A 772-nucleotide genomic window follows, 5' to 3' on the forward strand; every position below is an offset into this window, starting at 1 on the left:
GCCGGCCAGCACCCGGACCCGGCCACCAACGCCCGCGCCCTGCCGATCTACCAGACCACCTCGTACACGTTCGACGACACCACCCATGCCGCCGCCCTGTTCGGGCTCGAGGTGCCGGGCAACATCTACACCCGGATCGGCAACCCGACCACCGACGTCGTCGAGCAGCGCATCGCCGCCCTCGAGGGTGGCGTGGCCGCGCTCTTCCTGAGCTCCGGGCAGGCCGCGGAGACCTTCGCGATCCTGAACCTCGCGTGTGCCGGAGATCACATCGTCTCCAGCCCGCGGCTCTACGGCGGCACGTACAACCTGTTCCACTACTCGCTGGCCAAGCTCGGCATCGAGGTCAGCTTCGTCGACGACCCGGACGATCTGGACTCCTGGCAGGCCGCGGTGCGGCCCAACACCAAGGCGTTCTTCGGCGAGACGATCTCCAACCCGCAGATCGACCTGCTGGACATTCCCGGGGTGGCCGGGGTCGCCCACTCCAACGGAATACCGCTGATCGTCGACAACACCATCGCCACGCCCTACCTGATCCAGCCGTTCGCCCACGGCGCCGACATCGTCGTGCACTCGGCCACCAAGTACCTCGGCGGGCACGGCTCGGCCATCGCCGGCGTCATCGTCGACGGCGGCACCTTCGACTGGACGCAGGGCCGCTTCCCCGGCTTCACCACGCCCGACCCGAGCTACCACGGCGTGGTGTTCGCCGAGCTCGGGCCGCCGGCGTACGCGCTCAAGGCGCGGGTGCAGCTACTGCGCGACCTCG

At 69.4% G+C, this 772-nt stretch carries 1 protein-coding gene; it reads left to right on the forward strand.

Features of this window, described 5'->3' with window-relative positions; genetic code table 11:
• Positions 1–772: PLP-dependent transferase (locus A9X05_RS04330; RefSeq protein ID WP_197498921.1), on the forward strand; the 772-nt coding region annotated here is incomplete at both ends.

It is taken from the genome of Mycobacterium sp. E3298 (assembly GCF_001666895.1).
GTDB lineage: Bacteria > Actinomycetota > Actinomycetes > Mycobacteriales > Mycobacteriaceae > Mycobacterium.